Source organism: Streptomyces tritici (genome assembly GCF_048500665.1).
Lineage (GTDB): Bacteria > Actinomycetota > Actinomycetes > Streptomycetales > Streptomycetaceae > Streptomyces > Streptomyces tritici.
Map to the genome: position 1 here is coordinate 1,295,001 of NZ_CP183183.1, position 21,782 is coordinate 1,316,782.

General features: G+C 72.0%; 23 protein-coding genes (1 of these 23 only partly in view). 9 read left to right on the forward strand and 14 right to left on the reverse strand.

All coding sequences use genetic code 11. The features are described from left to right. From ACNJ93_RS05995 to ACNJ93_RS06005, 3 genes are all read left to right on the forward strand, one after another. Positions 1 to 133: the end of a sporulation protein gene (locus ACNJ93_RS05995; protein ID WP_418956279.1), read on the forward strand. It extends 650 nt beyond the left edge of the window; 133 of the gene's 783 nt are visible here — the last part of the coding sequence; its start codon lies off the left edge, out of view; its stop codon occupies positions 131 to 133. A 65-nt stretch (positions 134 to 198) separates the two neighbouring features. Beyond that, positions 199 to 732: a YbhB/YbcL family Raf kinase inhibitor-like protein gene (locus tag ACNJ93_RS06000; protein WP_418956280.1), complete on the forward strand. Its 534-nt coding sequence runs from the start codon at positions 199 to 201 to the stop codon at positions 730 to 732. Between the two features lie 178 nt (positions 733 to 910). After that, complete coding sequence (locus tag ACNJ93_RS06005; RefSeq protein ID WP_418961326.1) at positions 911 to 1,417, forward strand: HNH endonuclease; 507 nt, start codon at positions 911 to 913, stop codon at positions 1,415 to 1,417. Between the two features lie 61 nt (positions 1,418 to 1,478). Here ACNJ93_RS06005 and ACNJ93_RS06010 read toward each other — a convergent pair whose 3' ends face one another. From ACNJ93_RS06010 to ACNJ93_RS06025, 4 genes are all read right to left on the reverse strand, one after another. Next, complete coding sequence (locus ACNJ93_RS06010; protein ID WP_418956281.1) at positions 1,479 to 2,252, reverse strand: sulfite exporter TauE/SafE family protein; 774 nt, start codon at positions 2,250 to 2,252, stop codon at positions 1,479 to 1,481. 90 nt (positions 2,253 to 2,342) lie between these two features. Next, a complete protein-coding gene (locus ACNJ93_RS06015; RefSeq protein ID WP_418956282.1) occupies positions 2,343 to 3,329 on the reverse strand; it encodes an SPFH domain-containing protein in 987 nt (328 codons plus the stop codon). A gap of 101 nt (positions 3,330 to 3,430) precedes the next feature. Continuing rightward, the gene (locus ACNJ93_RS06020; RefSeq protein ID WP_418956283.1) at positions 3,431 to 3,859 is read right to left on the reverse strand and encodes an NfeD family protein; all 429 of its coding nucleotides are present in this window, start codon (positions 3,857 to 3,859) and stop codon (positions 3,431 to 3,433) included. 79 nt (positions 3,860 to 3,938) lie between these two features. Further along, positions 3,939 to 4,736 carry an ABC transporter ATP-binding protein gene (locus ACNJ93_RS06025; RefSeq protein ID WP_418956284.1) on the reverse strand — a complete coding sequence of 266 codons (798 nt, stop codon included), beginning with the start codon at positions 4,734 to 4,736 and terminating at the stop codon, positions 3,939 to 3,941. Positions 4,737 to 4,911: 175 nt separating this feature from the next. Between ACNJ93_RS06025 and ACNJ93_RS06030 the strand changes: the two genes are divergently transcribed. After that, positions 4,912 to 5,703 carry a hypothetical protein gene (locus ACNJ93_RS06030; RefSeq protein WP_418956285.1) on the forward strand — a complete coding sequence of 264 codons (792 nt, stop codon included), beginning with the start codon at positions 4,912 to 4,914 and terminating at the stop codon, positions 5,701 to 5,703. Between the two features lie 466 nt (positions 5,704 to 6,169). Here the strand turns inward: ACNJ93_RS06030 and ACNJ93_RS06035 are convergent, their stop codons facing one another. Together ACNJ93_RS06035 and ACNJ93_RS06040 are read right to left on the reverse strand one after the other, a co-directional pair. Further along, on the reverse strand, positions 6,170 to 6,814 hold the full coding sequence (locus ACNJ93_RS06035; protein WP_418956286.1) for a response regulator: 645 nt from the start codon (positions 6,812 to 6,814) through the stop codon (positions 6,170 to 6,172). Further along, a complete protein-coding gene (locus tag ACNJ93_RS06040) occupies positions 6,807 to 7,952 on the reverse strand; it encodes a GAF domain-containing sensor histidine kinase (RefSeq protein WP_418956287.1) in 1,146 nt (381 codons plus the stop codon). Before ACNJ93_RS06040 ends, ACNJ93_RS06035 begins: the two co-directional genes overlap by 8 nt. Positions 7,953 to 8,373: 421 nt before the next feature. Between ACNJ93_RS06040 and ACNJ93_RS06045 the strand changes: the two genes are divergently transcribed. After that, positions 8,374 to 9,123 (forward strand): transglycosylase SLT domain-containing protein, encoded by a 750-nt coding sequence (locus tag ACNJ93_RS06045; RefSeq protein ID WP_418956288.1) that lies wholly within the window; start codon positions 8,374 to 8,376, stop codon positions 9,121 to 9,123. An 88-nt stretch (positions 9,124 to 9,211) separates the two neighbouring features. On the opposite strand, the gene ACNJ93_RS06050 is transcribed toward ACNJ93_RS06045, so the two are convergent. After that, complete coding sequence (locus ACNJ93_RS06050) at positions 9,212 to 11,764, reverse strand: FHA domain-containing protein (RefSeq protein WP_418956289.1); 2,553 nt, start codon at positions 11,762 to 11,764, stop codon at positions 9,212 to 9,214. Positions 11,765 to 12,109: 345 nt separating this feature from the next. Here ACNJ93_RS06050 and serB point away from each other — a divergent pair, with 345 nt between their 5' ends. Continuing rightward, on the forward strand, positions 12,110 to 13,327 hold the full coding sequence (gene serB, locus ACNJ93_RS06055) for a phosphoserine phosphatase SerB (protein ID WP_418956290.1): 1,218 nt from the start codon (positions 12,110 to 12,112) through the stop codon (positions 13,325 to 13,327). Positions 13,328 to 13,434: 107 nt separating this feature from the next. Here serB and ACNJ93_RS06060 read toward each other — a convergent pair whose 3' ends face one another. The 4 genes from ACNJ93_RS06060 to ACNJ93_RS06075 form a co-directional block, all read right to left on the reverse strand. Next, entirely contained in the window at positions 13,435 to 13,953 is a 519-nt protein-coding gene (locus ACNJ93_RS06060; RefSeq protein ID WP_418956291.1) for a SixA phosphatase family protein, read from the reverse strand. A gap of 67 nt (positions 13,954 to 14,020) precedes the next feature. After that, positions 14,021 to 14,230, reverse strand: a complete 210-nt coding sequence (locus ACNJ93_RS06065) for a hypothetical protein (protein WP_418956292.1) — start codon at positions 14,228 to 14,230, stop codon at positions 14,021 to 14,023. Positions 14,231 to 14,387: 157 nt separating this feature from the next. Next, positions 14,388 to 14,507 carry an SGM_5486 family transporter-associated protein gene (locus ACNJ93_RS06070; RefSeq protein WP_418956293.1) on the reverse strand — a complete coding sequence of 40 codons (120 nt, stop codon included), beginning with the start codon at positions 14,505 to 14,507 and terminating at the stop codon, positions 14,388 to 14,390. 17 nt (positions 14,508 to 14,524) lie between these two features. Then, positions 14,525 to 15,871 (reverse strand): CynX/NimT family MFS transporter, encoded by a 1,347-nt coding sequence (locus tag ACNJ93_RS06075; protein ID WP_418956294.1) that lies wholly within the window; start codon positions 15,869 to 15,871, stop codon positions 14,525 to 14,527. A 96-nt stretch (positions 15,872 to 15,967) separates the two neighbouring features. Between ACNJ93_RS06075 and ACNJ93_RS06080 the strand changes: the two genes are divergently transcribed. Then, a complete protein-coding gene (locus ACNJ93_RS06080; RefSeq protein WP_418956295.1) occupies positions 15,968 to 16,639 on the forward strand; it encodes a FadR/GntR family transcriptional regulator in 672 nt (223 codons plus the stop codon). Here ACNJ93_RS06080 and ACNJ93_RS06085 read toward each other — a convergent pair. From ACNJ93_RS06085 to fabG, 3 genes are all read right to left on the reverse strand, one after another. Then, the gene (locus tag ACNJ93_RS06085) at positions 16,617 to 16,991 is read right to left on the reverse strand and encodes a hypothetical protein (RefSeq protein ID WP_418956296.1); all 375 of its coding nucleotides are present in this window, start codon (positions 16,989 to 16,991) and stop codon (positions 16,617 to 16,619) included. The two genes, ACNJ93_RS06080 and ACNJ93_RS06085, sit on opposite strands and share 23 nt — an antisense overlap. Before the next feature lie 150 nt (positions 16,992 to 17,141). Then, positions 17,142 to 17,918: an enoyl-ACP reductase FabI gene (gene fabI, locus ACNJ93_RS06090; RefSeq protein ID WP_418956297.1), complete on the reverse strand. Its 777-nt coding sequence runs from the start codon at positions 17,916 to 17,918 to the stop codon at positions 17,142 to 17,144. 5 nt (positions 17,919 to 17,923) lie between these two features. Further along, on the reverse strand, positions 17,924 to 18,643 hold the full coding sequence (gene fabG, locus ACNJ93_RS06095; RefSeq protein WP_418956298.1) for a 3-oxoacyl-[acyl-carrier-protein] reductase: 720 nt from the start codon (positions 18,641 to 18,643) through the stop codon (positions 17,924 to 17,926). A 198-nt stretch (positions 18,644 to 18,841) separates the two neighbouring features. Here fabG and ACNJ93_RS06100 point away from each other — a divergent pair, with 198 nt between their 5' ends. Both ACNJ93_RS06100 and ACNJ93_RS06105 read left to right on the forward strand, forming a co-directional pair. Next, on the forward strand, positions 18,842 to 20,374 hold the full coding sequence (locus ACNJ93_RS06100) for a TldD/PmbA family protein (RefSeq protein WP_418956299.1): 1,533 nt from the start codon (positions 18,842 to 18,844) through the stop codon (positions 20,372 to 20,374). After that, the gene (locus tag ACNJ93_RS06105) at positions 20,371 to 21,765 is read left to right on the forward strand and encodes a metallopeptidase TldD-related protein (RefSeq protein ID WP_418956300.1); all 1,395 of its coding nucleotides are present in this window, start codon (positions 20,371 to 20,373) and stop codon (positions 21,763 to 21,765) included. The genes ACNJ93_RS06100 and ACNJ93_RS06105 overlap by 4 nt, the downstream gene beginning before the upstream one ends. The last annotated feature ends 17 nt before the right edge of the window (positions 21,766 to 21,782 follow it).

Below are 21,782 nucleotides of genomic sequence, written 5' to 3' on the forward strand. Positions count from 1 at the left end.
GGGTCTGTTCAGCGAGGGCAGCGACTCGTTCCGTTCGTTCACGGTCGGTCTGCACGACTTCCACACGACCGACTGGGCGGCGTACCTGAACCAGTGGCTCGCCGAGGTCGGTGGCCGGCGGAACTGGTTCTAGGCTCGGGCGCGACAGCCGTCAGTCAGACAGCCGTCAGTCAGATCGGGCGATACGGAGGTTCAGACGTGGCCGAGGGCAAGAGGGCGCCGCTCCCTCACGACTTCCATCCGCCGGTGCCGGAGTTCACGGTGGTGAGCGACGACGTGGCGCCGGGCGGGGTGCTGAAGGAGGCGCAGGTGTACGCGGCGGGGAACACCTCTCCGCAGCTGCGCTGGGAGGGTTTCCCGGCGGAGACGAAGAGCTTCGCCGTCACCTGCTTCGATCCGGACGCGCCGACGGGCAGCGGGTTCTGGCACTGGGTCCTGTTCGACATCCCGGCGTCGGTGACGGAGCTGCCGGCGGGCGCCGGGTCCGGCTCGTTCGAGGGTCTGCCGGCGGGCGCGGTGCACGCGCGCAACGACTACGGGTCGAAGGACTTCGGCGGGGCCGCGCCGCCGAAGGGCGACGGTCCGCACCGTTACGTGTTCACGGTGTACGCGGTCGATCAGGAGAAGCTCGGTCCGGACGCCGACACCTCTCCGGCCGCGGTCGGCTTCAATCTGCGCTTCCACACCCTGGGGCGCACGCAGCTGATCGCGGAGTACGAGAACCCCGCGTAGCGAGAACCCCGCACAGGCGACTCAGCGTTCGTCTGTTGTTTGCCCGCTTCTGGTCTTGGAGAGATCAGAAGCGGGCATCTTTCGTTGCGCAGATATTGCGTTGTCCTACCCGGCGCGCCCGGCCAGAGTTGATCCAAGCCCGCCAGGGGGGTGGGCCGGCACACGGGAGGTGGGCATGATGCGGGACACGCTGGTACTGAACGCGAGCTTCGAGCCGCTTTCGACGGTCACACTCAACCGTGCGGTGGTGCTTGTCCTGCAGGACAAGGCCGTCGTGGAACAGGCTCACCCCGAGCTCCGTATGCGTGCCGCCGCCGTCGAGCTTCCGGTTCCCCGGGTGATCAGGCTCTGCCGGTACGTACGGGTGCCGTTCCGAAGACAGGCTCCGTGGTCGAGGAGGGGGGTGCTGGTGCGGGACCAGCACCGGTGCGCGTACTGCGGGAGGCGCGCGACGACCGTGGACCATGTGGTGCCGCGGGCGCAGGGCGGGCGGGACGAGTGGATGAACACGGTCGCCTCGTGCGCGGAGGACAATCACCGCAAGGCGGACCGGACTCCGGAGCAGGCCGGGATGCCGCTACTGCACCAGCCGTTCGTGCCGACTCCTGCGGACGCGATGCTGCTGGCGATGCGGGCGGGCGAGCGGGCCGAACTGCCGGACTGGCTGGCCGATTCGGCGGCCTAGCCACCGCTCGCGTACATCCGTGCGGGCCCGTCCCCTTCCCGGGGGCGGGCCCGCGGTCGTGTCAGCGGAGCAGGAGCTGGACGATGGCGGTGAGGCCGACGGCGACGATGACGGCGCGCAGGACCTTCGGCGAGAGGCGGCGGCCGACGGTGGCGCCGATCTGGCCGCCGATGGCGGAGCCGACGGCGATGAGCAGGACGGCGGTCCAGTCGAAGTCGGCGACGAACAGGAAGAAGAGCGCGGCGATGGTGTTCACGACCGCCGCGAGGACGTTCTTGACGGCGTTGAGGCGCTGCAGGGTGTCCGCGAGGAGCGTGCCCATGAGGGAGAGGTAGATGATCCCCTGGGCGGCGGTGAAGTAGCCGCCGTAGACGCTGGCGAGGAAGAGGCCGGTGAGCAGGAGCGGGCCGCCGTCGGGGTCGCCGTGGTCGCCGTTGCGTTCGCGCCGGGCCTGGACCTTCTTGGAGATGGTGGGCTGCAGGACGACGAGGACCAGGGCCAGGGCGACGAGGACGGGGACGATGGTCTCGAAGGCCCTGGGCGGGAGCAGCAGGAGGAGCATCGCGCCGCAGAGGCCGCCGGCGGCGGCGATGGCGCTCAGGCGCAGGACGCGCCGGCGCTGGCCCTTGAGTTCCTCGCGGTAGCCGATGGCGCCGCTGATGGAGCCGGGGATGAGGCCGAGGGCGTTGGAGACGGTCGCGGTCACCGGCGGCAGGCCGGTGAGGAGGAGGACCGGGAACGTGATCAGCGTTCCGGAGCCGACGATGGTGTTGATGGTGCCGGCTCCGACGCCGGCGACGAAGACTGCCAGTACTTCCCAGATGGACAACGCCATCTCCTTACATGGTCAGTGAGTCGCCTCCCCGCCCGGACGGGCGTCGGGGTCGAGGGGCTCTCACCGATCATGCACGATTACGTGTACGTGTCAGTCAAGTGGGGGTTCCTCGCGGCGCTGTTCGACGACGGCGGCGCCGGCGCCGTTCCCGCTGCCGTTGCCGTTGCCCTGGGAGGAGCCGCCGGTGTTGAAGCCGGGGACTCCCCCTCCGATGTTGCCGAAGGCGCCGGAGAGGCCCTTGAGGGCGTCGCCGATCTCGCTGGGCACGATCCAGAGCTTGTTGGCGTCGCCCTCGGCGATCTTCGGGAGCATCTGGAGGTACTGGTACGAGAGCAGCTTCTGGTCCGGGTCGCCGGCGTGGATCGCCTCGAAGACCGTACGGACGGCCTGGGCCTCGCCCTCGGCGCGCAGGGCGGCGGCCTTGGCCTCACCCTCGGCGCGCAGGATCTGGGACTGCTTCTCGCCCTCGGCCGTGAGGATGGCGGCCTGGCGCGTGCCCTCGGCGGTGAGGATGGCGGCGCGCTTGTCGCGGTCGGCGCGCATCTGCTTCTCCATCGAGTCCTGGATGGAGGTCGGCGGCTCGATGGCCTTGAGCTCGACGCGGTTGACGCGGATGCCCCACTTGCCGGTGGCCTCGTCGAGGACGCCGCGGAGCGCCGCGTTGATCTCCTCGCGGGAGGTGAGGGTGCGTTCGAGGTCCATGCCGCCGATGATGTTGCGCAGCGTGGTGACAGTGAGCTGCTCGATGGCCTGGATGTAGCTGGCGACCTCGTAGGTCGCGGCCCGGGCGTCGGTCACCTGGTAGTAGATGACGGTGTCGATGTTGACGACCAGGTTGTCCTGGGTGATCACCGGCTGGGGCGGGAACGGGACGACCTGCTCACGGAGGTCGATCCGGTTGCGGATCGAGTCGATGAACGGGACGACGATGTTCAGGCCCGCGTTGAGCGTGCGGGTGTAGCGTCCGAAGCGCTCCACGATCGCGGCGCTGGCCTGCGGGATGACCTGGATCGTCTTGATCAGTGCGATGAAGACAAGCACCACCAGGATGATCAGGACGATGATGACGGATGGCATCGTGCTCCCCGTGCCCTTCGCTGCCGGTTGACTGCCGGGTTGGTTTCGATGATCGAGTTTCCCAGACGGCGGGTCGTCGTGTGAGGGGTTCTGTCACTCCGTCACATGACCACGGCGGTCGCCCCGTCGATCTCGACGACGTCGACCTGCTGGCCCGGTTCGAAGCTCTGCCCGCCGTCGAGGGCGCGGGCGGACCAGATCTCGCCGGCGAGCTTGATGCGGCCGCCGTTGCCGTCCACCCGTTCCAGGACGACGGCCTGACGGCCCTTCAGCGCGTCGACGCCCGTGGCGAGTTGGGGTCGGCCGTCGCGGTGCCGGGCCGCGATCGGGCGGACCACCGCGAGCAGCGCGACGGACACCACGACGAAGACGAGCACTTGAGCGACCACTCCGAAGCCGAGTGCGGCGGTGATCGCGCCGGCGACCGCGCCGGCGGCGAACATGCCGAACTCGGGCATCGTGGTCAGTACCAGCGGGATGCCGAGACCCACCGCTCCGATCAGCCACCAGACCCATGCGTCGATGTCCACGTGGTCATGGTAGGGCGGCGAGGGGTGCCGGGGACAGGGCGCGGTGCTGTGCGGAGTCACGACGCCCTGTGCGTGCGGGCTACTTGAGCGGGAGGCCCTGGGCGGTCCAGCGGTCGCCGTTGCGCTCGACGACCAGCGGCAGGCCGAAGCAGCGGGACAGGTTGCGGGAGGTCAGCTCGGTCTCCATCGGGCCGGCGGCCAGCACCTTGCCCTGACGGATCATCAGCACATGGGTGAAGCCCGGGGCGATCTCCTCGACGTGGTGGGTGACCATCACCATGGAGGGGGCGATCGGGTCGCGGGCGAGCCGGCCGAGGCGGCGGACCAGGTCCTCGCGGCCGCCGAGGTCGAGGCCGGCGGCGGGCTCGTCGAGGAGGAGCAGCTCGGGGTCGGTCATCATGGCGCGGGCGATCAGGGTGCGCTTGCGCTCGCCCTCGGAGAGGGTGCCGAACTTGCGGTCCAGGTAGTCGGACATGCCGAGGCGGTCGAGGAAGGCCTTGGCGCGCTGCTCGTCGACGGCGTCGTAGTCCTCGTGCCAGGTGGCGGTCATGCCGTACGCGGCGGTGAGGACGGTCTGCAGGACGGTCTGGCGCTTCGGGAGCTTCTCCGCCATGGCGATGCCGGCCATGCCGATGCGGGGACGGAGCTCGAAGACGTCCGTGCCGACGCCGCCGAGCTGCTCGCCGAGGATGCGGGCGCTGCCGGTGGTGGGGAAGAGGTAGCTGGAGGCGAGGTTGAGGAGGGTGGTCTTGCCGGCGCCGTTGGGGCCGAGGATGACCCAGCGCTCGCCCTCCTTGACCGACCATGAGACCTCGTCCACCAGAGCGCGTCCGTCGCGGACCACGGATACGTCCACCAGCTCCAGTACATCGCTCATGGTCGTGTCGTCTCCCCTTGCGGTCGGTCGAGTCGTGTCGTCGCCTGCGTCGGTGGGCGGGCGTCCAGGGAAAACCTACGCCACCGGCGGAGCGGTGCGGGGCGTCGGGGTGCGGCGTGGGCGGCGGGCACGGGGGCGGGCATCGGGGGCGGGGCGAATGCCTAGGCTGGGGGCCATGCTTTGGGAACCACGCTCAGGACGCCTGGCCGCTTGGGGCAACGCCCTCCTGGCCGGAGCGGCGTCGCCGGACGACGCGGTCGAGGCGATCGTCGGGGACGACACGGTGCATCGGGTGGAGGGGCTGCCGGGTGAGGCGGGTCCGGTCGGACTGACGCTGGCCCTCGGGCGGCTGCGGCGGCTGGGGGTGACCGGGTGGCGGGTGGCGCTGCCCGCGCCGGGGCACCCGCTGGGGCTCAGCGGGCCGCCGGACTTCAACGCGCGGGCGCTGGAGGCGGAGGAGGCGGTGGTCGGCTTCGGCGCGCCGTACGGGCTGGTGCCGGAGGTGACGGAGGCGGGGCCGGAGGGGGATCTCCACGTGGAGGTCGTCTGGCGGTGCCTCGCGGTGCGCGAGGCGCCGCCTGCGGACGTGCCGTCGCTCGGGGAGGCGGAGCGGGAGCTCGCCGACGCGCTGCGGGAGGCGACGGTGGTGCTCACGCGGCTGGACGTGGCGGGCTCCGGCCCGGCGGCCGACGCGGCGCGGGACGCGTACCGGGCGCGGGCGGAGGCGTCGGCGGCGCGGGACGTACTGGCGCCGGGGTACCCGCCGCGGGCGGCGCGGGTGCTCGAGCTGGCGCAGCGGGTGGCGCTGATGGTGTCGCTCGCGTACGAGAACGGTCACGGCGGCGCGGTGAGCGCGGCGGAGATGGCGGCGCGGGGGGCCGCGCTGCGGCCGGTGGAGCGGGTGGCCCGGCGGGCGCAGGTCGCGGCGTACAACGCGTACGTGGAGGAGCGGGAGCGGGGACGGTAGGGGCTCCTGCGCGGGGCGGCTCGGTGGGGCTGCGGCTTGGGGGCGGGGGTTGCGCTGGGCGCGGGCGATGGGCTTGCGCTGGGGGCGGCGCGGTGTCCTGCGCCTTGAGGGGCGGGGTGGGGCTTGTGCTGGGGGGCGGTGCGGGTGCGTGGGGGCGCCTGCGGCGGGCTCTCCCCCACCCCGCCCCTTCCCGAAACCGGGGCTCCGCCCCGGACCCCGGGGTGAGTGGGGTACCGGGGGGCTGACGCCCCCTGGCCCCCGGCCCGGCGAGAGCTGGTCCGCGCCCGCGGAGCGCCGCGGAGGCTGAGCCGTACGCCGGGCAGGTGCGGCTTGCCGGGGGCCGCGCGCGGAGCGCGGTCTCGGCCGGGCCCCTGCGCCTGGCAGTGCCACGCTCGCGGCCGGGCTCATGCCGCGCCGCACTCGCGGGCCAGCTCGTGCCGCGAGCGCGGCTCGTCTGTCGAGCCCGCTACTGCGTCAAGCCGTGGCGGACTGCCCAGAGGGCTGCCTGGGTGCGGTCTGCCAGGTCGAGTTTCATGAGGATGTTGGAGACGTGGGTCTTCACCGTCTTCTCCGAGAGGACGAGGGCCCGCGCGATCTCCCGGTTCGAGCGGCCGTCGGCGATCAGGCCCAGGACCTCGCGTTCCCGTTCTGTCAGGGTCGAGCCGCGGCCCGTGCCGCTCTGGCCCTCCTCCTGGGAGAGGAGCGCGTCGGCGACCTCGGGCTGGAGGAGGACGTGGCCGGCGTGGACCGAGCGGATCGCGCCGGCAAGGGCGTCCGGGTCGACGTCCTTGTAGACGTAGCCGGAGGCGCCCGCGCGCAGGGCCGGGACGACCGTGCGCTGCTCGGTGAAGCTGGTGACGACCAGGACCTTGGCCGGGTTCGCCAGCTCGCGCAGCTTCCGCAGGGCCTCGATGCCGTCCATGCCCGGCATCTTGACGTCCATGAGGACGACGTCGGGCCTCAGCTCCTCCGCGCGGGCCACGCCCTCCGCGCCGTCGGCGGCCTCCCCCACCACCTCTATGTCGTCCTGCACCTCCAGGAAGGTGCGCAGGCCCCGCCGGACGACCTGGTGGTCGTCGACCAGCAGCACCCGGATAGTTCTGTCAGCCACCGGGGACCTCCATCTCGATCGTGGTGCCGCGGCCCGGCGCCGAGGTCACGGTGAGCCTGCCGCCGACCCCGCCGGCCCGGTCCCGCATGGAGACCAGGCCGAGGTGCCGGCCCGCCTTGCGGACGGCGCCCGGCTCGAAGCCGCGCCCGTCGTCGGTGACGGTGAGCAGCGCGCCCTGGCCGCGCCGTACGAGGGCGACCTCGACGCGGGCCGCGCCGGAGTGCCGCAGCGCGTTGTGCAGCGCCTCCTGGGCGACGCGGAGCAGCGCCTCCTCCTGGGCGGCGGGGAGGGCGCGTACGCCGCAGCTGTCGAAGGTGACCCGCGCGTCGTGGGCGCGGTCCAGGACCTGGATCTGGGTGCGCAGGGTGTGCACGAGGCCGTCCTCGTCCAGCGCGGCGGGCCGCAGCTCGACGACGGCGGCCCGCAGCTCGTCCGCGGCCTCGGCGGCGAGCGCGGCGACCTGCTGGAGCTCGCCCTTGGCGCGGGCGGGGTCGCGGTCGACGAGCGCGGCGGCTGCCTGGGCGGTGAGGCGGAGCGAGAAGAGTTTCTGGCTGACCGCGTCGTGCAGCTCGTGGGCGAGCCGGGAGCGCTCCTCGGCGATGGTGAGCTCGCGGCTGCGCTCGTAGAGGCGGGCGTTGGTCAGGGCGATGGCGGCGTGCTGGGCGAGGATCCCGAGGAGTTCCTCGTCCTCGGCGGTGAAGCCGCAGCCGCCGGCCGGTTTGGCGCAGCGCTTGTTGGCGAGGAACAGCGCGCCGAGGGTCTCGTCACCGTCGCGGACGGGCAGGCCGAGGAAGTCGGACATCTCGGGGTGGGCGGCGGGCCAGCCCTCGAAGCGGGGGTCCTTGCGGACGTCGGCGAGCCGCTCGGGCTCGGCCTTGTGGAGCATGGCGGCGAGGATGCCGTGCTGGCGGGGCAGCGGGCCGATGGCCTTCCACTGCTCGTCGGTGACGCCGTCGACGACGAACTGGGCGAAGCCGCCGTGGTCGTCGGGCACGCCCAGGGCCGCGTACTCGGCGTCGAGCAGTTCGCGCGCGGAGGCCACGATCGTCTTGAGGACGTCGCGGACCTCCATCTGGCGGCTCATCGCCAGGAGCGCGGTGCTCACGGCTGCGAGGCCGGAGCTCGGTCGGTGGCTCATGCGGTCACCGTACCGGCGGGGTGTGACGGTCCGTATCCGACCGGAGACCACGACGGCCTGGGCCCCGGGACCTAGGCCTCGGGCGCCTGCTTCCTCCGCCCGGACGAGGGGGCTCACGGTGCGCATTGCGGGCGCAACTGTGGGTGAGAGGGAGTGGCCCGCGGTGTGAGCCCGGGCATAGGACCCAGGTCACTTACGAACCGCGCTAGTGGTCGCATAAGGACCGGATGAATGCTGATAGGTCCGGTTCCCGGGTGCCATCGGGAGGGGCGCGTGGGCCCCCTGATCCACTACCGGGGATCGTACGTCACACCTTTGCCACAGGATTTTGCGGCCGCTAAGAATTGCGTCCGTCGCCGCCGAAGAGGCGCAGCCGCCCCGGCATGAGCGACCCCCGCGCTATTCGAAGAGGTACTCCTGTATGTCCGCGAACACCCCTGGCCACTATCGACTCAACAAGAAGCACAAGATCTCGATCGCCGGCGTGGCCGCCCTGAGCGCCGCCGCCCTCACGTTCTCCCTGGCCTCCGGCGGTGACGCCTCCGCCGAGACCGAGCCCCAGGCCCTGTCCCACGCCAAGCCGGTCGCCTGGGCGTACGACGCCAACAGCCCGCAGGCCAAGGCGCTGCACACCAGCCTGACCGAGCAGACGAACGCCATCGGCCTCCAGGCCGAGAAGGCCGCCGCCGAGGCGAGCGCCAAGGCCAAGGCCAAGCGCGTCGCCGCCGCGAAGGCGAAGGCCAAGGCCGAGGCGAAGGCCAAGGCGAAGGCCGCCGCCAAGGCCGCCGCGAAGAAGCGTGCCGCCGAGAAGGCCGCCGCCAGCCGCGCCGCCGCCCGTACCCCCGTCTTCGCGAACAACCTCGACGGCTGGATCCGCGAGGCGCTGTTCATCATGGACAAGCACGACATCCCGGGCACGTACAACGGCATCTACAAGAACGTGATGCGCGAGTCCAGCGGCAACCCCCGCGCCATCAACAACTGGGACATCAACGCCATCAACGGCGTCCCGTCGAAGGGCCTGCTGCAGGTCATCTACCCGACCTTCAAGGCCTACCACGTCCCGGGCACCAAGTTCGACCAGTACGACCCGGTCGCCAACATCGTCGCCGCCTGCAACTACGCGGCCGACCGCTACGGCACGATCGACAACGTCAACAGCGCGTACTGAGCCGAGCAGCGCGTACCGAGTCGCCACAGACATGCCGAAGGGCGGCACCCCGTGCGGGGTGCCGCCCTTCGGGCGTGCGCGCCGGTGACTACTTGCGCATGACCTCCGGCTCGTGGCGGCGCAGCAGCCGCGCCACGAGGACGCAGCAGACGGCCGCCATGAGCAGCTGGATGCCGAGGTCGAGGCTCCACTGGCCGACCGTGTGCTCCCACAGCGGGTCGGTGTCCGTGGGGTTCTTGTGGTCCCACGGCGGCATGAGGTGCGCCAGGTCGAGCGTGGTGCCGGCGCCGGCGATGCCCCAGCGGGACGGCATCAGCCAGGCGAACTGCTCCAGGCCGGGCGAGCCGTACACCTGGAAGAGGATGCCGGTGAAGACGACCTGGACGATCGCGAACATGACCAGCAGCGGCATGGTCTTCTCGGCGGTCTTCACCAGGGCGGAGATGACCAGGCCGACCATCATCGAGGTCAGGCCGAGCGCGATGACCTGGATGCACAGCTCGACGGCCGGCGGCATGAGCAGGCCCTCCGTCGGCAGCTCACGGGTGGAGAAGCCGATGCCGCAGATGATCACGCCCTGGAAGGCGGTGATCATGCCGAGCACGATGACCTTGGACATCAGGTACGCGGAGCGGGACAGGCCGACGGCGCGCTCCCGCTCGTAGATGACCCGTTCCTTGATCAGTTCTCGTACGGAGTTGGCCGCGCCCGAGAAGCACATGCCGACCGCGAGGATCAGCATGATCGTGCCGGCGTCGCCGTTGAAGCGGGACGGCGGCGTGGGCTTGCCGAGGCCGAAGTCGGCGGGGATGACCACCGACACCGCGCCGAGGACGGCGGGCAGGATCACCATCAGGGCCATGAAGCCCTTGTCGGAGGCGATCACCGAGACGTAGCGGCGGATCAGGGTCCACAGCTGCGAGCCCCAGCCCTGCGGCTTGGGCGGGCGGGCCAGCGCCTGCTGGGCCGGGCCCGGCATGTGGACCGGCTGCGCGGCGACGGCGTCGAGGTCCGCGGCGTACATCTGGTAGTGCTGCGAGCCCTTCCAGCGGCCCGCCCAGTCGTAGTCGCGGTAGTTCTCGAAGGCGGAGAAGACGTCGGCCCAGGTGCTGTAGCCGAAGAAGTTCAGCGCCTCGTCCGGCGGGCCGAAGTAGGCCACGGAGCCGCCGGGCGCCATCACCAGGAGCTTGTCGCACAGCGCGAGCTCGGCCACGGAGTGGGTGACGACGAGGACGGTGCGCCCGTCGTCGGCGAGGCCGCGCAGCAGCTGCATGACGTCGCGGTCCATGCCCGGGTCGAGGCCGGAGGTCGGCTCGTCCAGGAAGATCAGCGACGGCTTGGTGAGGAGCTCCAGGGCGACGGAGACGCGCTTGCGCTGGCCACCGGAGAGGGAGGTGACCTTCTTCTCCTTGTGGATGTCCAGCTTGAGCTCGCGCAGCACCTCGTCGATGCGCTGGTTGCGCTCCTGGTCGCTGGTGTCCGCGGGGAAGCGGAGCTTGGCCGCGTACTTGAGCGCCTTCTGGACGGTCAGCTCCTTGTGCAGGATGTCGTCCTGCGGGACCAGACCGATGCGCTGGCGCAGCTCGGCGAACTGCTTGTAGAGGCTGCGGTTGTCGTACAGGACGTCGCCCTGGTCGGCGGGCCGGTAGCCGGTGAGCGCCTTGAGCAGGGTGGACTTGCCGGAGCCGGAGGGGCCGATGACGCCGATGAGCGACTTCTCGGGGACGCCGAAGGAGACGTCCTTGAGGATCTGCTTGCCGCCGTCGACGGTCACCGTGAGGTGGCGGGCCGAGAAGGAGACCTCGCCGGTGTCGACGAACTCCTCGAGCTGGCCGCCGACGATCCGGAAGGTGGAGTGGCCGACGCCGACGATGTCCTGGGGGCCGAGGAGGGCGCTGCCGCCCTTGGGGATCGGCTGACCGTTGACGTACGTGCCGTTGTGCGAGCCGAGGTCGCGGATCTCCATGCGCCCGTCGGGCGTGGCGTGGAACTCCGCGTGGTGGCGGGAGACCTGGAGGTCGGAGACGACGAGCTCGTTCTCCAGGGCACGGCCGATGCGCATGACGTGACCGAGCGCCAGCTGGTGGAACGTGGTCGGGCTGCGGTCGCCGTAGACGGGCGAGGCCCCCGCGGCTCCGCCGGCTCCGGGTCCCTGGGCCTGGCGGGGCACCTGCTGGTGCGGCACCTGCGGCTGCATCGGCTGCTGGGCCGGCTGCTGCCAGCCCTGCTGCGGCTGGGCCTGCGGCGCGGCCTGGTGCCCGGCCCAGCCGGCGGCCTGGTGGGCCGGGGCCTGGTGCTGGTGCTGCGCCGGCGGCTGCTGCGCCGGGGCGGCCTGGGCGGCGCCGGCGAGGTTCAGCCGCGGGCCGTCGGTCGCGTTGCCGAGGTTGACCGCGGAGCCGGGGCCGATCTCCATCTGGTGGATCCGCTGGCCCTGTACGAACGTGCCGTTGGTCGAGCCGTGGTCCTCGATGACCCAACTCCGGCCGCCCCAGCTGATGGTGGCGTGTCGCCACGAGACCCTGGCGTCGTCGATCACCAGGTCGCCCTGCGGATCGCGCCCGAGGGTGTACGACCTGGACGGATCGAGAGTCCAGGTCCTTCCGTTCAATTCCAGTACGAGTTCTGGCACTCCATGCCCCACTACTTGTCCCCCGATGTACCCCCGTCGCGGGAGTCTAGGGATGGCGAACAACCGGGGGGAACTATTTCAGGCCCGGCCCCGGAACCGAAAGTCGGGCCGTGTGAAGACACGGCAGAGGCTGCACCGGGGGCGGCGAAACGCCGCGACTGCGTACGGATCATGAAAGTACGGGCGACCGGGGGCAAGCCGGACCCGGCGTCCGGCGCGGCCGCCGCTCGCGCCCCCACGCGCGTGACGGGCGGGCGTCACGGGGGCGAACCGGGGGCGGCCGGGCCGTCACAGGTCTGTCCGGCAGTCGGGACGGGGAGCACGGTGGCACCGGGTGCCCGATACGGTGGTAACACCATGAGCGCAACGCAGACCTCAGACGTTCCCACCCTTCTCGTCAAGATCTTCGGGAAGGACCGTCCCGGGATCACCGCCGGGCTCTTCGACACGCTGGCCGCCTTCTCCGTCGACGTGGTCGACATCGAGCAGGTCGTCACCCGGGGCCGCATCGTCCTGTGCGCGCTCGTCACGGAGCCGGCCGCGGCCTCCGAGGGCGAGCTGCGGGCGACGGTGCACAGCTGGGCGGAGTCGCAGAAGCTGCAGGCCGAGATCATCTCCGGTACGGGCGACAACCGGCCCCGGGGCCTCGGCCGCTCCCATGTGACCGTGCTCGGTCACCCGCTCACCTCGGAGCAGACCGCCGCCATAGCGGCGCGGATCACCGGCACCGGCGGCAACATCGACCGTATCTTCCGGCTGGCGAAGTACCCGGTGACGGCGGTGGAGTTCGCGGTCTCCGGCTGCGAGACGGAGCCGCTGCGGACCGCGCTGGCCACCGAGGCGCACGAGATCGGCGTGGACGTGGCCGTCGTCGCCGCGGGTCTGCACCGCCGCGCGCAGCGGCTGGTGGTCATGGACGTGGACTCGACGCTGATCCAGGACGAGGTCATCGAGCTGTTCGCGGCCCATGCCGGCTGCGAGGACAAGGTCGCCGAGGTGACCGCGGCCGCGATGCGCGGCGAGCTGGACTTCGAGCAGTCGCTGCACGCCCGGGTGGCGCTCCTGGAGGGCCTGGACGCGTCGGTGGTGGACAAGGTCCGCGCGGAGGTGCGGCTCACCCCGGGCGCCCGGACCCTGATCCGTACGCTCAAGCGGCTCGGCTTCCAGGTGGGTGTGGTGTCCGGCGGGTTCACGCAGGTCACCGACGACCTGAAGGAGCGGCTCGGGCTGGACTTCGCCCAGGCGAACACGCTGGAGATCGTCGACGGACGGCTCACGGGCCGGGTCACCGGGGAGATCGTGGACCGGGCCGGGAAGGCGCGGCTGCTGCGCCGCTTCGCGCACGAGGCGGGCGTGCCGCTGGCGCAGACGGTGGCGATCGGCGACGGCGCGAACGACCTGGACATGCTGAACGCGGCCGGGCTCGGCGTGGCGTTCAACGCCAAGCCGGTGGTGCGCAAGGCGGCGGACACGGCGGTGAACGTGCCGTTCCTGGACACCGTGCTGTACCTGCTCGGGGTCACCCGCGAGGAGGTCGAGGCGGCGGACCTCGGCGAGGACGAGCTGCCGCACTGAGCCGCGGGACGTCCCGCTGCGCGTGAGGGGCCCGGTCGTCGTGAGGACGGCCGGGCCCCTTCGCGTGGACGGATCAGTCGCGTGGGCGGGTCGGGAGTGCGGGCGGGTCAGGAGTGCGGGGTCCAGAAGTCGACCAGGGTGCCGACGCCGTGCTCCACGGACTTCCAGGAGCCGGTGAACCGGAGGACGGCGAAGGCCGAGGTGGGGAAGCCGCTGCGGCTCATCCGGGCCAGGGTGTCGCCCTCGGCCTCGCCGGCGAGCGCGTCCGCGAGGCCGTGCATGCCGGGGTTGTGGCCGATCAGCACCAGGTTCCGCACTTCGTCGGAGACCTCGTTGACCAGGGCGATCAACTCGCCGAGGGAGGCCTCGTACATCCGCTCCTCGTAGACGGTCTTCGGCCGCTGCGGCAGCTCGGGGACCGCCAGCTTCCAGGTCTCGCGGGTGCGGACTGCGGTCGAGCAGAGAGCCAGGTCGAAGGAGATCCCGGAGGCGGCGAGCCGGCGGCCGGCGAGGGGGGCCTCCTGGCGGCCGCGGTCGGCCAGCGGCCGCTCGTGGTCGGCCTCCTGACCCCAGTCGGCCTTGGAATGGCGGAGCAACACGATCATGCGGGGTGTCTCGACGCTCATGCACCCCAGCTTCGCACGAAACGGGCCTTCCGGCGCAGGGGGTTGGGGCGACTCCACCCGCACGGGGTCAGCGGCCGAGGGTCTGCTGCAGGGCCTGGAGGAACCGGCCCACGGAGGGGTCGCCGGCGCCGGCCGCGGCGTGCGCCTGACCGGGGTCGGTGATCAGCAGCAGGAGCGCGACGAAGGCGGCGACGGGCAGGGCGAGCGCCCACCACGGCAGCCGGGTGTCGACCCCGGTCGCCGGGGTCCGGGAGCGGATGGGGGTACGGGCCGTCATGGCCGCCTCCGTGGGGTCGGGACCTGCGCCTTGCTGCGACGGTCCTCACCGTACGGAGCGGGCGCGGCCGGGCCCATCCGGTGATCCACCCACTTCACCCTGAGGCGCGCCCCCTAGGGGTCGCGGGGGAGAACCCGCGCCCTGGGGCGCGCGAAGGTCAGGAGGGCGAGACGATCGTGGCGACGACGGCGATCACGGCGCCGATGCCGAGCATCGCGCACAGCACGAGCAGCAGCTTCTTCTGGCCGTTCTGGGGGTTCGGGTCGAGGTAGGGCATGGCTTCAGTCTCGCATCTCAGATCTCGTCCTCGACGTTCCGGTCCCGTCCGGCGAGCACGCCCATGAGCATCTGCGGGATCAGCAGGCCCGCCATCAGCGCGAGCGGCAGGTCCCAGCCGCCGCTGTGCTGGTAGAGGACGCCGACGAGCAGCGGTCCGGGGATGGAGATCAGGTAGCCGACGCTCTGGGCGAAGGCGGAGAGCCGGACGACGCCGGTGCCGGTGCGCGAGCGCATGCCGATCATGGTGAGGGCGAGCGGGAAGGAGCAGTTGGAGACGCCGAGGAGCACGGCCCAGACCCAGGCGCCGGAGGCGGGGGCGAGGAAGAGCCCGAGGTAGCCGGTGACGCCGCACAGGCCGAGGGCGACGACGATCGGGCCCTGGGTGCGCAGCCGGGTGGCGAGGCGGGGGATGACGAAGGCGAGCGGGACGCCCATGACCATGGTGACGGCGAGCAGCAGGCCGGCGGTGGTGGCGGGGACGCCGGAGTCGCGGAAGATCTGCGGCATCCAGCCCATGGTGATGTACGCGCCGGTGGCCTGGAGGCCGAAGAAGCAGGCGAGCGCCCAGGCGGTGCGGCTGCGGGTGATCCGGCCGGGTGCGGCGGCGGGCGCCGTACCGGATGCGGGTGCCGTACCGGATGCGGGTGCCGTACCGGATGCCGGTGCGGCGTCGTGGGCGCCCTCGCTCCGTTCGCGCCGCGCGCGGTCGCGGTCCCGCACCAGGGGGATCCAGGGGATCACGGCGAGGACGGCGAGCACGGCCCAGACGCCGAGCCCCAGGCGCCAACTGCCGCCCAGCGCCTCGGTCATGGGCACGGTCGCGGCGGCGGCGAGGGAGGTGCCGAGCGCGAGGCTCATGGAGTACAGGCCGGTCATGGTGCCGATGCGGCCGGGGAAGTACCGCTTGACGATGACGGGCATGAGGACGTTGCTGACGGCGATGCCCATGAGGGCGAGGGCGCTGGCGGCGAGGAAGCCGGCGGTGCCGGTGGCGAAGGGCCGTACCGCGAGCCCGGCGAAGATCGCGGCCATGCCCGCGCCGACGACGGCGGCGGGGCCGAAGCGGCGGGCGAGGCGGGGTGCGGTGATGCCGAAGACGGCGAAGCAGAGCGGCGGCACGGAGGTGAGCACGCCGGCGACGCTGCCGCTCATGTGCAGGTCGGCGCGGACCTCTTCGAGGAGGGCGCCGAGGCTGGTGATGGCGGGGCGCAGGTTGAGCGCGGCGAGCACGAGTCCGACGACGACGAGACGGGCGACCCAGGGGGCGGGACCGGTGCCTCTGCCGCCTTCGGCGGCGACGCGGGCGGCCTGGGCGGGTGGGGCGGTGCGGGCGGGTTCGAGGGTCTGCGGCTCGTCGGACATGGAGCCATCATAGAATCATGGGATGATTCATTGTCCAATCTCGAACGGTTCAATCCCGAACGTCCCGAACGACGTGCACCGTTGCGGAGGCGTGTGATGGCGCTCAGCTCCCCCCGGCGCTCCGCGCTCTCGGACCAGGTGATCGCGCAGCTGCGGCAGCAGATCACCTCCGGCGAGTGGCCGGTGGGCTCGCGCATCCCCACGGAACCGGAGCTGGTCGAGCAGCTGGGCGTGGCCCGGAACACCGTCCGCGAGGCGGTGCGGGCGCTCGCGCACAACGGGCTGCTCGACATCCGGCAGGGCTCGGGCACGTACGTGATCGCCACCAGCGAGCTCGCCGGGGTGATGCACCGCCGCTTCGCCGGCTCCGACCCGCGGCACGTGGCCGAGGTCCGCTCCACCCTGGAGTCCTCGGCGGCGCGGCTGGCCGCGGAGCGGCGCACCGACCGGGACGTACGGCAGCTGGAGGCGCTGCTCGCGCGGCGCGAGGAGGCGTGGGCGGCGGGCGACGCGGAGCACTTCGTGACCCTGGACGTGGCCTTCCACCAGGCCGTGGTGGCCGCCTCCCACAACGAGGTGCTGACCGCGCTGTACGCGGACCTCGGGGACGTCCTGCGGGACTGGCTGCGCGAGGACGTGGGCGGCGACCTGCGGCCGGAGAACCACATGGACCACGGGCGGCTCGTGGCCGCGATCCGGGCCGGCGACGGGGACGCCGCGGCGGCGGAGGCGGCGAGCTATCCGTTCATGTGCCGGCGGAGTCCGTGACGGGCTCGTGGCTGATCCAGGCGTCCCGTACGTCCTTCCAGCAGCGGCCGCTCAGCTCGGCGTAGGCGGTCGGGCCGACGTCGACGGGGGCGCTGTCGCTGTCGACGTCCCACCAGGCGTCGCACTCGACGTGCAGCCGGACCCGGTCGGCGCCCGGGTACGGGTTGTGGCAGTACGCGGTCACGCGGGAGCCGTCGACGACGGTGCGGCAGGACGCCTCGTACGCGGGCGGCCGCTCCGCCGCGGGGGCGGGCGCGGGGGCGGCGCGCACCTCGGCGAGGACGGCGGCGGTCCCGGCGAGGAGTACGGCGGCCGAGGCGATCCCGACCGCTCTGCGGTGCCTCGTACGCACGGCCGTACCTCCTCCCCGTCGGCAGACAGAAACGTCACGCTCCGACCAGTCTGAGGTGCCCGGCCGGACTTTTCGAGTCGAGACCGTCCCGGAATGCCGAAGGGCCGGCGACCGCCCCCGAAGGGGCGGCCACCGGCCCTCACAAGCCGCTTACGCGCCGATGGCGTGCAGGCCGCCGTCGACGTGGACGATCTCGCCGGTAGTCATCGGGAACCAGTCGCTCAGCAGGGCGACGATGGCGCGGCCGGCCGGCTCCGGGTCGTCCAGCTTCCACTCCAGCGGCGAGCGGGAGTCCCAGACGCTGGCCAGGCCGTCGAAGCCGGGGATGGACTTCGCGGCCATGGAGCCGAGCGGGCCGGCGGAGACCAGGTTGCAGCGGATGTTCTGCTTTCCGAGGTCGCGCGCCATGTAGCGGCTGGTGGCCTCCAGGGCCGCCTTGGCCGGGCCCATCCAGTCGTACTGCGGCCAGGCGAACTTCGCGTCGAAGGTGAGGCCGACGACGGAGCCGCCCTCGCTCATCAGCGGCAGCAGCGCCATCGTCAGGGACTTCAGCGAGAAGGCCGAGACGTGCATCGCCGTGGCGACGGACTCGAACGGCGTGTTGAGGAAGTTGCCGCCGAGCGCGTCCTGCGGCGCGAAGCCGATGGAGTGGACGATGCCGTCGAGGCGGTCGCCCAGGTGCTCGCGGACCTGGCCCTCCAGGCGCGCGAGGTGCTCGTCGTTGGAGACGTCGAGCTCCAGGACCTTCACGTTCTCGGGCTTGGGGAGCTTCTTGGCGATGCGCTCGGTCAGCGTCGGCCGGGGCCAGGCGGTGAGGATGATCTCCGCGCCCTGCTCCTGGGCCAGCTTCGCGGCGTGGAACGCGATGGAGGACTCCATCAGCACGCCGGTGATCAGGATGCGCTTGCCTTCGAGAATTCCGCTCATGGTGATCAGTGACCCATGCCCAATCCGCCGTCAACCGGGATGACGGCTCCAGTGATGTACGAGGCGTCGTCGGAGGCGAGGAACTTCACCGCGGCGGCGATCTCCTCCGGCTGCGCGTAGCGGCCCAGCGGAACCTGGCCCACGATGCCCGCGCGCTGCTCCTCGGTGAGCACCTTGGTCATGTCGGTGTCGACGAAACCCGGCGCGACGACGTTGAAGGTGATGTTGCGCGAACCGAGCTCACGGGCGAGGGAGCGGGCGAAGCCGACCAGTCCGGCCTTCGAGGCGGCGTAGTTCGCCTGCCCGGCGGAGCCGAGCAGTCCGACGACGGAGGAGATCAGGACGACGCGGCCCTTCTTGGCGCGCAGCATGCCGCGGTTGGCGCGCTTCACCACACGGAAGGTGCCGGTGAGGTTGGTGTCGAGGACGGAGGTGAAGTCCTCCTCGGACATCCGCATGAGCAACTGGTCCTTGGTGACGCCGGCGTTGGCCACCAGCACCTCCACCGGACCGTGCTTCTCCTCGACCTCCTTGTAGGCCTGCTCCACCTGTTCGGCGTCGGTGATGTCGCACTTGACCGGGAGCACGCCGAGCTCCGTCAGGGCGGCCGGCGGTTCCCCGGACCGGTACGTGATGGCGACCTTGTCTCCGGCCTCGGCGAAAGCGCGGGCGATGGCGAGGCCGATGCCCCGGTTTCCTCCGGTGACGAGAACCGAGCGGCTCAACGGATCACCCTTTCGATCAGCGGTCTGGTACGTCGAAAACCTATCGGTCCGGTCCCTCTTCCCGGGAATCGACCCCTGACAGTGGCTTGCGCATGCCACTGTCGGGTCCCTACAGAAAGCCCCGCGGAAAGCTCGTGGCATCGCGGCCCGAAGCGCGACATGATCGGGGACGACCGGTCTCAACGACAGGAGACAGCTGTGCCAACTGGGACCCATTCCCTCGACGAAGCCTTCACGGCGCTGCCGCTGCGGGCGCTCGCCGATGCGGCGCTCGCGCGGGCGCGCGCGCTCGGGGCGAGCCATGCCGACTTCCGACTGGAGCGGGTGCGCAGCGCCACCTGGCGGCTGCGGGACGCCAAGCCCGCGGGGTCCTCGGACACGACGGACCTCGGTTTCGCGGTGCGGGTGGTGCACGGGGGCGCGTGGGGGTTCGCCTCGGGGGTCGACCTGACCATGGACGCGGCGGCGCGGGTCGCCTCGCAGGCGGTGGCGATGGCGCAGCTGTCGGCGAAGATCATCGCGGCGGCCGGGTCGGACGAGCGGGTGGAGCTGGCGGACGAGCCGGTGCACACGGACCGGACGTGGATCTCCTCGTACGAGATCAACCCCTTCGACATCCCCGGCCAGGACAAGACCGCGCTGCTCGCCGACTGGAGCGCGCGGCTGCTGGGGGCGGAGGGCGTGGCCCACGTGGACGCCTCGCTGATGACGGTCCAGGAGAACAAGTTCTACGCGGACACGGCGGGCACGGTCACCACGCAGCAGCGGGTCCGGCTGCATCCGCAGCTGACCGCGGTCGCGGTGGACGGGACGACCGGCGAGTTCGACTCGATGCGGACGATCGCGCCGCCGGTGGGCCGGGGCTGGGAGTACCTGACCGGCACCGGCTGGGACTGGGACGCGGAGCTGGAGGAGATCCCGGCGCTGCTGGCGGAGAAGATGCGCGCGCCGAGCGTCGAGGCGGGCCGGTACGACCTGGTCGTGGACCCGTCGAACCTGTGGCTGACGATCCACGAGTCCATCGGCCACGCCACCGAGCTGGACCGGGCGCTCGGCTACGAGGCGGCGTACGCGGGGACCTCGTTCGCCACCTTCGATCAGCTGGGCAAGCTGCGCTACGGCTCCCCGATCATGAACGTGACCGGCGACCGGACCGCGGAGCACGGCCTCGCGACGGTCGGCTACGACGACGAGGGCGTCGAGGCGCAGAGCTGGGACCTGGTGAAGGACGGCACGCTGGTCGGCTACCAGCTGGACCGGCGGATCGCGCGGCTGACCGGCCTCGGCCGCTCCAACGGCTGCGCCTACGCGGACTCCCCCGCGCACGTGCCGGTGCAGCGGATGGCGAACGTCTCGCTGCAGCCGGACCCGGGCGGGCTGTCGACCGAGGACCTGATCGGCGGGGTCGAGCGGGGCATCTACGTGGTCGGCGACCGCTCGTGGTCGATCGACATGCAGCGGTACAACTTCCAGTTCACAGGCCAGCGATTCTTCCGCATCGAGAACGGCCGGCTCGCCGGCCAGCTGCGGGACGTCGCGTACCAGGCGACGACGACGGAGTTCTGGGGCTCGATGGAGAAGGTCGGCGGCCCGCAGACGTACGTCCTCGGCGGCGCCTTCAACTGCGGCAAGGCCCAGCCTGGCCAGGTCGCCGCGGTCTCCCACGGCTGCCCGTCCGCCCTCTTCCGGGGCGTGAACATTCTCAACACCACGCAGGAGGCCGGGCGATGAGCTCTCGGATCACCAAGCCGTACGAGATCGTCGAGCGCGCCCTGGAGCTGTCCCGCGCCGACGGCTGTGTCGTCGTCGCGGACGAGGAGTCCAGCGCCAACCTGCGCTGGGCCGGGAACGCGCTCACCACCAACGGCGTCACCCGCGGCCGCACGCTCACCGTGGTCGCCACCGTCGACGGCGCGCAGGGCACCGCCTCCGGCGTGGTGTCCCGGTCCGCGGTCACCGTGGACGACCTGGAGCCGCTGGTGCGGGCCGCGGAGCAGGCCGCGCGGGCCGCGGGGCCCGCCGAGGACGCCCAGCCGCTGGTCGCGGACGTGCCCGCGTCGCCCGACTTCCGGGACGCGCCGGCCGAGACCTCCTCCGCCGTGTTCGCCGACTTCGCGCCGGCGCTCGGCGAGGCGTTCGCCCGCGCCCGGGCCGGCGGCCGCGAGCTGTACGGCTTCGCCAACCACGAGCTGACCTCCACGTACGTCGGCACCTCGACCGGGCTGCGGCTCCGGCACGACCAGCCGAACGGCACCCTGGAGCTCAACGCCAAGTCGCCGGACCGGTCCCGCTCGGCGTGGGCCGGCCGCTCCACCCGCGACTTCAAGGACGTCGACCCGGCCGCCCTCGACGCCGAGCTGGCGACCCGGCTCGGCTGGGCGGAGCGCCGGATCGAGCTGCCCGCCGGCCGGTACGAGACGCTGCTGCCGCCGACGGCCGTCGCCGACCTGCTGATCTACCAGCTGTGGTCGTCGAGCGCCCGGGACGCGGCGGAGGGCCGTACGGTCTTCTCCCGCCCCGGCGGCGGCACCCGGATCGGCGAGACGCTCGCCCCGCTCCCGCTGACCCTGCGCTCGGACCCGAACGAGCCGGGCCTGGAGTGCGCCCCCTTCGTGATCGCGCACTCCTCCGGCGACGACTCCTCGGTCTTCGACAACGGCCTGCCGCTCGCGCCGACCGACTGGATGCGCAAGGGCCGGCTGGAGCACCTCACCACCACCCGGCACAGCGCGGGCCTCACCGGCCTGCCGGTGACCCCGGCGATCGGGAACCTGGTCCTGGACGGCGGCGGCGAGCGGTCGCTGGACGAGATGGTCGCCGCGACCGAGCGCGGACTGCTGCTGACCTGCCTGTGGTACATCCGCGAGGTCGACCCGGCGACGCTGCTGCTCACCGGGCTCACCCGGGACGGCGTCTACCTGGTGGAGAACGGCGAGGTCGTCGGCGAGGTGAACAACTTCCGCTTCAACGAGTCCCCGGTGGACCTGCTGTCGCGTGCCTCGGAGGCGGGCCGGACCGAGAAGACCCTGCCCCGCGAGTGGGGCGACTGGTTCACCCGGGCCGCGATGCCCGCGCTGCGGGTGCCGGACTTCAACATGAGCTCGGTCAGCAAGGGGGTCTGACCCGCCTAGACTGACTG

Bases quoted from the DNA above. Each gene is read 5' to 3' on its own strand.
- serB (WP_418956290.1), top strand. From the start codon at position 12,110: ATGAGCGCAACGCAGACCTCAGACGTTCCCACCCTTCTCGTCAAGATC.
- ACNJ93_RS06070 (WP_418956293.1), bottom strand. From the start codon at position 14,507: ATGCCCTACCTCGACCCGAACCCCCAGAACGGCCAGAAGAAGCTGCTG.
- ACNJ93_RS06060 (WP_418956291.1), bottom strand. From the start codon at position 13,953: ATGAGCGTCGAGACACCCCGCATGATCGTGTTGCTCCGCCATTCCAAG.
- ACNJ93_RS06030 (WP_418956285.1), top strand. From the start codon at position 4,912: ATGCTTTGGGAACCACGCTCAGGACGCCTGGCCGCTTGGGGCAACGCC.
- ACNJ93_RS06010 (WP_418956281.1), bottom strand. From the start codon at position 2,252: ATGGCGTTGTCCATCTGGGAAGTACTGGCAGTCTTCGTCGCCGGCGTC.
- ACNJ93_RS06105 (WP_418956300.1), top strand. From the start codon at position 20,371: ATGAGCTCTCGGATCACCAAGCCGTACGAGATCGTCGAGCGCGCCCTG.
- ACNJ93_RS06065 (WP_418956292.1), bottom strand. From the start codon at position 14,230: ATGACGGCCCGTACCCCCATCCGCTCCCGGACCCCGGCGACCGGGGTC.
- ACNJ93_RS06045 (WP_418956288.1), top strand. From the start codon at position 8,374: ATGTCCGCGAACACCCCTGGCCACTATCGACTCAACAAGAAGCACAAG.
- ACNJ93_RS06080 (WP_418956295.1), top strand. From the start codon at position 15,968: ATGGCGCTCAGCTCCCCCCGGCGCTCCGCGCTCTCGGACCAGGTGATC.
- ACNJ93_RS06025 (WP_418956284.1), bottom strand. From the start codon at position 4,736: ATGAGCGATGTACTGGAGCTGGTGGACGTATCCGTGGTCCGCGACGGA.
- ACNJ93_RS06005 (WP_418961326.1), top strand. From the start codon at position 911: ATGCGGGACACGCTGGTACTGAACGCGAGCTTCGAGCCGCTTTCGACG.
- fabI (WP_418956297.1), bottom strand. From the start codon at position 17,918: ATGAGCGGAATTCTCGAAGGCAAGCGCATCCTGATCACCGGCGTGCTG.
- ACNJ93_RS06075 (WP_418956294.1), bottom strand. From the start codon at position 15,871: ATGTCCGACGAGCCGCAGACCCTCGAACCCGCCCGCACCGCCCCACCC.
- ACNJ93_RS06040 (WP_418956287.1), bottom strand. From the start codon at position 7,952: ATGAGCCACCGACCGAGCTCCGGCCTCGCAGCCGTGAGCACCGCGCTC.
- ACNJ93_RS06015 (WP_418956282.1), bottom strand. From the start codon at position 3,329: ATGCCATCCGTCATCATCGTCCTGATCATCCTGGTGGTGCTTGTCTTC.